The sequence below is a fragment of the Streptomyces sp. MNU76 genome (assembly GCF_020982545.1).
Classification (GTDB): domain Bacteria; phylum Actinomycetota; class Actinomycetes; order Streptomycetales; family Streptomycetaceae; genus Streptomyces.
The window spans coordinates 1-7,048 of sequence record NZ_JAJKLK010000032.1; the positions used below are offsets into that span (position 1 = coordinate 1).

Sequence of the window (7,048 nt, forward strand, 5' to 3'; positions counted from 1 at the left end):
GGCGTCGACTTCTTCACCCGTGATCAACCCGGCAATGTCGCGATCCTCGGGGTCGGCAGACTCAGGGACGGCGTCGAGGTGGGCGGACGACCGGCCCTGCGGACACGGGTGCTCACCTGAGCCTGACCTTCGACCACCGTGCCGTCGTCACGGGCGGGCACCGCGCCGCCGAGTACCTGCGCACGGTCGGTGAGGTTGCTGCAGGCCCTGCGCCTGCTGGTGTGATCCGGGCGGAGGCCGCCTGGGGTGTCGAAAGTCCTGTGCGGTGCCCGCGGTGTCCGGTGCGTGCTCTCGGCGTGCCGGACGAAAGCCCTCGTACTGGACGTACATTGGGGTTTCGGCCGGTGCGGCGAGAGCGATGCAGGCCGTGGTGTGCTTTCGAAACTCCGTGCGTCTGTCTGTCGGTCCTGTTTGGGGGAACGCTGAAGGTGTGGACGCACATGAAGTGAACCGGGCTCGGGCGACGTTGGCGTTATTCGTGGCTGACGTGTTCGCGTCGGTGCCGCGTAAGGATCAGCGGGCGAAGGGCGACTGCTACCTGCGGGGACTGATGCTGGACGGACGGCGGAAGTCGATCCAGCCGATGGCGGAACGGCTGCCGGACGGCAACGAGCAGAACCTGCAGCAGTTCGTGAACCAGTCGACGTGGGATCCGGTGCCGGTGCGGCGGCGGATCGCCCAGCGGATGGTGCCGAGAATCGGCCCGGAGGCGTGGGCGGTCGATGACGTGTCGTTCCCCAAGGACGGGAAGATGTCGGTGGCGGTCGCGCGCCAGTCCTGCGGGGCGCTGGGCAAGCGGGCCAACTGCCAGGTCGCGGTGAGTGTGCACGCGGTCTCCGACACCGCGTCCTGTCCGCTGCAGTGGCGGATGTTCGTGCCCGAGGAGTGGGCGGACGATGCGGTGCGGCGGCAGAAGACCGGGATACCGCAGGAGGTCGGGCACCGGGAGAAGTGGCGTCTGGCCCTGGACATCCTCGATGAGCTGGCCGGGTGGGGTCTGGTGCCGCCGGTGGTGGTGGCCGACGCCGGCTACGGGCAGAACGCCGACTTCCGCGACGGTCTGAGCGAGCGGGGCATCGGCTATGTCGTGGCGGTCCGTTCGGACGTGACGGTCCACCCGCACGACGTGCGGCCCACCGCCCCGGCCTGGTCCGGGAACGGTCGCAGGCCGCAGCCCCGCTACCGGGACAAGCCGTCCTCGGTGGCAGCGCTGGCTCAGGAGCACGGACGGCAGGCGTTCACCGAGGTGACCTGGCGTGAAGGCTCCCGCGGGCCGATGCACTCACGCTTTCTGGCGCTGCGGTGCGGCGGCCGGGGTGAGGGCCCGCCGTCTGGCCCAAGCCGCCGCCACTGCCGAGCACGCCACTGGGACGGTGTCCTGCCCGAGGTGACGCTGCTGGTCGAATGGCCCCAGGACGCCGAAGCACCCACCGACTACTGGCTGTCCAACCTGCCCGCCGACACACCGATCACCGAACTGGTCCGCCTGTCCAAGATCCGCTGGCGCATCGAGCACGATTACCGGGAACTCAAGCACGGCCTCGGCCTGGACCACTTCGAGGGCCGCTCCTGGAACGGCTGGCACCACCACGTCACCCTGGTCACCGCCCACGCCTTCCTCACCGAGCGCCTGTCCCCAAAGCCGATACAGCGGACTCACCCTCTACCAGATCCTCGACGCCATCCAGGACCTGCTGAACTGCTGGACCGGCACCTGCACCACCTGCCACCGCCCGCTGCCCAGAACATCCACCACCAGCCAGAACCCAAGAGCCAGAGCAACCTAACGGAGCCCTACTACTAGTAGTGCGTCGCTGCTTAGTTGTGGCGTGTGTCTGGTTGGGAGGCTGGTGTCTGGTGGGTTCCTCCTTCCCTTTGCCGGACAGGACTGTCGTCATGGGTTCACAGAAGAAGCGGCCGGTCAGGTTGACACCGCAGGATCGTGAGGAGTTGGTCCGGGTGACCACCACGGGTGTTCGTGGGGCCTCGATGATCATGCGTGCGCGTGTACTGCTAGCACTGGACACCCCTCGGTGGGAGACGTGGATCCCAAGGCGGTGATCGCGGCCCGGCTCGGCGTCTCCGGTGAGACGTTACGGCTGGTCGCCAAGCGTTTCGCCGAGACCGGTGGCGATGTGCACGCCACGATCGCGCGGAAGAAGCGCGACCTCCCACCGGTGCCCTCGCCGGTGACCGGCGAGGTCGAAGCCCGGCTGATCGCGATGGCGTGCTCACAGCCACCCCAGGGCCATACCCGGTGGTCGCTGCGGCTGCTGGAGAAACATGTCGCGCTGGCCGAGGACATCCCCGATCTGGACCACTCCACCATCGGGCGGGTCTTAAAAAAACGGAACTGCGCCCTCACCTGAGAAAGTGCTGGACCATCCCACCCCGGGCGAACGCGGAGTTCGCGGCCCGGATGGAAGACGTGCTGGCCGTCTATGCCCGGCCCTACGACCCGGCACGTCCGGTGGTGTGCATGGACGAGAAGCCCTACCAGCTCCTCGGCGATGCCCGCGACCCACTCCCGGCCCGCCCTGGTCACGACGCCCGCCAGGACAGCGAGTACATCCGCTGCGGCACGTCCTCGATCTTCGTGTGGGTCGAACCCCTGCGCGGGTGGCGTCGCGTTCAGGCACTGTCCCGGCGGACCCGGATCGACTGGGCCGGCCAGGTCAAACAGTTACTGAGCGTGGACTACCCCGACGCCGAGACCGTGGTGCTGGTGATGGACAACCTCAACACCCACAACATCGCCTCGTTGTACGAGGCGTTCGAACCCGAAGAGGCATTCGCCCTGGCCCAACGCCTCGAGATCCACCACACGCCCAAGCACGGGTCATGGCTCAACATCGCCGAGATCGAACTCTCCGCACTGACCCGGCAATGCCTCGACCGCCGGATCAGCGACCTCGACACCCTCAACACCGAACTCTCAGCCTGGCAGAACGCCACCAACACCGACCAGCGTCAGGTGAACTGGCAGTTCACCACCCACGACGCACGCATCAAACTGCGCCACCTCTATCCCAAAAACTAGCCGCGACAGTCTACTAGAAGTTCGATGAAGATCTTGGTGAGGGTTGTCCGGCCGCCAGGCCGGACAACCCCTGTGGTCATGTAGTGGCCGGTGCGATGTGCCAGGTGCCACTGGTGTGGGTGAGTCCGAGGTTGATCAGTCGGCGGAGGTTGAGGGCGGCGGCTCGGGTGTGGAGCCAGGTGTCGTTCTTGATGGTGCCGCGGTAGCGCAGGCGCCGGTTGCCGTGGTGGACGAGCCAGGCGACGGCGCGTTCGACCGGGGGCCGCCAGCGGCGGTAGTCGGCCTGCCAGCCGGGGTCGGTGGCGGCCTGGCGGCGAGCGGCTGTCTGGAGGTTGTGGTGGGGCCGGATGGTCAGGATGCGTCCGGCCCTGGCTTTGGTGCACCGCTCGCGCAGGTGGCATCCGGCGCATAGGTCCCCGAAAGAGGCTTTGCGTTGGTGGTGCTGCCCGCCGGGGTCGGACAGGGCGACGGTGTGTCCGGCCGGGCAGGTCACGACGGCCGTTTCGGTGTCGATGGCGAAGTCGTCGAGGGTGAAGCCGCCGGGGACGGCAGGCCGCAGCGGGGCGGGTTTGAGGAACAGCTGGTGCCCGGCCTCGTGGAGGGTCTGGCGGACATCGCCGGTGGAGTAGGCGGTGTCGCCGAAGACGTCCAGCGGGTTGTCCTCGTCGGCAAGCAGGTCCAGACCGACGGCGGCCTCGTGGTGTTCGGCTCCGGAGCCGGGCCGCAGGGCGACCGCGGTGTATAAGCCGGTCTCGGGCTCGATGGCCAGGTGGGCCTTGAAGCCGTCCTGCTGGTGGCTGCGCGTCTTGTGGACGTGCCGGGCTTCTGGATCGGTGGTGGAGACCATCCGGTTGGGGGCGGTGCCCCGGGTGATGCGCCAGCGTCCGTCGCGGCCGTCGGAGTCCTCGGCGGGCTCGACGTCCTGGCCGGCGACCAGGGCCAGAATGCCCACCGCGTTCGCGGCTTTCTCCGAGAGTTGCTGTTCGGGCAGGTGGCCCAGCAGCCGCAGCGCGTCTGTGACCAGGGCGTCGACCAGTTCGGCGCGGGCCTGCTCGTCGTTCCAGGCGATGCGGGGCTTGCCGGGGTCGGTGTAGTCGTGCGCGGTGCACTGGGCAGCGGCGACTGCGTCGGCGCCGGGGACCTCGCGGATCACCGCGCGGACGGCGGCGATGATCTGGGTGACGGTGTCCTGGGTGGCGACCGCGTCGTCCAGCACGGTGGAGTCCAGTGCCCGGCGGTGCTTGCCCTTGAGGACGCCGGTGGCTTTCACGACCTCGCGCACGGCGTCGAAGATCCGGTTCGGGCGGGCGGAGCGGGACAGCCGGCGGCGGAAGTAGGCCAGCAGCGACGGGTCGAATGCCATGTCGTGAAGTCCCAGGCCGCATGCGGCCTTCCAGCGCAGGTCGCACCGCAGTTCCTGGACCGTCTCGAAGTCCGACAGCCCGTGCAGGGCCTGCAAGGTGATCGCGGCGGCCAGGATTTGTGGCGGCATGCTCGGCCGTCCGTTCACCGACGGGTACATGTCCGCGAACATCTCAGCCGGGAACAACTCGCCGCGATGCTCGGCCAGGAACGCGAACACGCTCCCGGCCGGGATCAGATCCCGGCAGGTTTCCCACACGTCCGGCCCGACGGTCTCGCCGACCCACTCGCCCATCGCCACAAGACGAGTCTGGCCCTGCCGCTGACGCGGCAGGGCCAAAACCCAAGATCTTCATGAGCCTTCTAGGCTTGTTCTTTTTCTTTCGGTCTCGAACGGTGTCTCGAACTGGGTCGCTCACCTGGGGATTCGCCGGACGTGGGGGCGGCCTTCGTCTGATCCTGTGCTCCGACCAAGGTGCACGTGACCACGACGAAGGCCGTGAGGGTGAGTCTGCTGCGTGATGCTGTCCGGAGTGAAGCGTTCGCGGAAGCGTCACGCTTCCGGGGCGAGTTCTACGAGTGTCTGACGGCTCGGCGCGACGAGTTGTTCGAACTCACCGACGCGGTGCTGTGTGCGGAGGGGGCGGTGAAGTCCCCGGTGGATCTGACGCTGCTGCCCGAGCATCGTCGTGGGCACGGCGCGATGTACGGCGGACTGAACCACGGACGGATCGATGTCGGTAGGCTGCGGACCGTGCTGGCCGGGCTGTCGCTGCCGCGTTTCGACGGCGGGCGCCTGGTCCTGGCGGTCGACGTGTCGCCGTGGCTTCGCTCGGACGCGCCGTGCTCGGCCGAGCGGCTGTTCTGCCACGTATACGGCCGCGCGAAGACGGCGTCACAGTTCATTCCGGGCTGGCCCTATTCCTTCGTGGCCGTGCTGGAGCCGGGCGCCACGTCCTGGACCGCGATCCTGGACGCGGTCCGGCTCGGCCCGGCGGACGACGCGACCGCCATCACCGCCGCCCAGCTGCGGGGCGTCGTGGAGCGGCTCGTCACCGCTGGCCAGTGGCAGACCGGGGACCCGCATATCGTGATCGTCAGCGACGCCGGCTATGACGTCACCCGCCTGGCGTGGGTCCTGCGTGACCTGCCCGTCGAGCTGGTCGGCAGGGTCCGGTCCGACCGCGTCATGCGGTTGCCGAAGCCGTCCCGCCGGCCGGGGACGAATGGCCGGCCGCCCAAGCACGGCCCGGAGTTCCGCTTCACCAGGCCGGAGACCTGGCCCGAGCCCGCGATCACCACCGTCACCGACACCAGCAACTACGGCAAGGCCGAGACTCAGGCATGGGACCGAGTCCACCCAAGGCTCACCCACCGCTCGTCCTGGCTCGACCACGACGGTGAACTACCCCTGGTTGAGGGCACGTTGATTCGACTGAAGGTCGAGCACCTGTCAAAGGAACGAGACGCGCCGCCGGTGTGGTTATGGTCCTCGAAGACCGGCGCCACCCCGGACGATGTGGACCGTTTCTGGCAGGCATTTCTCCGTCGATTCGATCTGGAGCACACCTTCCGCTTCGCAAAACAGACCCTCGGCTGGACCACCCCGAAGCTCCGTACTCCCGAGGCGGCGGACCGCTGGACCTGGATCCTGATCGTCGCTCACACCCAGCTCCGGCTCGCCCGACCGCTCGCTACGGACCTCCGCCGGCCCTGGGAGAAACCCACCACCCCGGACCGGCTCAGCCCGGCCCGGGTCCGCCGGGGGTTCAGGAACATCCGCGCTCACCTCGCCTGCCCGGCCCGCGTTCCCAAACCCCAAGGCGCCGGCCCCGGACGCCCACCCGGCGCCAAGAACAGACACCGGGCACCCCGCTACGACGTCGGCAAGACCGTCAAACGCCCCGAGACCCTCAAGGCCATCGGCAAGCCCGGAAGATCTTGGTAGATAAAGAACAAGCTAGGTGTATTGACCCGCAGGGTTGTTCACGCGGGTCAATACACCTAGGCCCCCCGGGTCGGCGATCCGGTCCGCGAAGACCGCCGACCTCGCGGACGAAGTAGCGGTGCCCGAGCGACCGGTAGACGTCGTCGCCCCGGACCTGCGAGATCGCCGCGGTCTCCAGCAGCGCCAGCAGGCCCAGGCCGATCACCGCCGCCTCGGCGTCGGAGACGGACTCGCGCGCCTTGCGGATCAGGCGCACCAGCTCGTTCAGCAACTCCGTACGACTCTCCTGGCGCAGCGCTTCCGCTTCCTGGCTCATGCCCGCCGACGACACGAAGAACACGGTGGCGGCGGAGCGGTGTTCGCCCAGCCAGGCCAGCAGCGTGGTGACCGCCGCCCCCACGTCCGAGCCGGGCTCGTAGGCCGCCGTGAGCGCCTCCAACTGCTCGCGCAGCCCGGACGCGAACCCCGCATGGCTTCCGACAGGACCTGGTCCTTGGAGAGAGAGTGGTATTACACCGCCGCCGAGGTCATCTCGGCGCGAGCGGCGATGTCGGCCACCGTCACCTCGTCCGGCGGCTGCGTGGCGAACAACCCGTGGCCGCCTCGATCACCCACCGCTTGCGCGACGGACGATGGGCGGCGCGGGTTCCGGATGTCGTCATGGTGTCAAGTATGCCGTCACCTGGTTCTTCAGGAGG

7 protein-coding genes are annotated in these 7,048 nt (G+C 68.5%); 4 read left to right on the forward strand and 3 right to left on the reverse strand.

Annotated elements, in window-relative coordinates; translation table 11 throughout:
• Window positions 1-478: 478 nt before the first annotated feature.
• From E4N62_RS47365 to E4N62_RS47375, 3 genes are all read left to right on the forward strand, one after another.
• Window positions 479-1,804, forward strand: coding sequence for an IS701 family transposase (locus E4N62_RS47365; protein ID WP_230224710.1), 1,326 nt, complete (start codon window positions 479-481; stop codon window positions 1,802-1,804).
• A 229-nt stretch (window positions 1,805-2,033) separates the two neighbouring features.
• Entirely contained in the window at window positions 2,034-2,369 is a 336-nt protein-coding gene (locus E4N62_RS47370) for a helix-turn-helix domain-containing protein (RefSeq protein ID WP_230224712.1), read from the forward strand.
• Complete coding sequence (locus tag E4N62_RS47375) at window positions 2,258-3,040, forward strand: IS630 family transposase (RefSeq protein ID WP_230213530.1); 783 nt, start codon at window positions 2,258-2,260, stop codon at window positions 3,038-3,040. Before E4N62_RS47370 ends, E4N62_RS47375 begins: the two co-directional genes overlap by 112 nt.
• Window positions 3,041-3,116: 76 nt before the next feature.
• On the opposite strand, the gene E4N62_RS47380 is transcribed toward E4N62_RS47375, so the two are convergent.
• Window positions 3,117-4,697, reverse strand: coding sequence for an IS1182 family transposase (locus E4N62_RS47380; RefSeq protein ID WP_230222914.1), 1,581 nt, complete (start codon window positions 4,695-4,697; stop codon window positions 3,117-3,119).
• 210 nt (window positions 4,698-4,907) lie between these two features.
• Here E4N62_RS47380 and E4N62_RS47385 point away from each other — a divergent pair, with 210 nt between their 5' ends.
• Window positions 4,908-6,350: an NF041680 family putative transposase gene (locus E4N62_RS47385; RefSeq protein ID WP_308184939.1), complete on the forward strand. Its 1,443-nt coding sequence runs from the start codon at window positions 4,908-4,910 to the stop codon at window positions 6,348-6,350.
• On the opposite strand, the gene E4N62_RS47390 is transcribed toward E4N62_RS47385, so the two are convergent.
• Entirely contained in the window at window positions 6,316-6,789 is a 474-nt protein-coding gene (locus tag E4N62_RS47390; RefSeq protein ID WP_230224713.1) for a hypothetical protein, read from the reverse strand. The genes E4N62_RS47385 and E4N62_RS47390 overlap by 35 nt on opposite strands.
• A gap of 71 nt (window positions 6,790-6,860) precedes the next feature.
• Complete coding sequence (locus E4N62_RS50020) at window positions 6,861-6,965, reverse strand: TetR family transcriptional regulator (RefSeq protein ID WP_230224714.1); 105 nt, start codon at window positions 6,963-6,965, stop codon at window positions 6,861-6,863.
• Window positions 6,966-7,048: the final 83 nt, after the last annotated feature.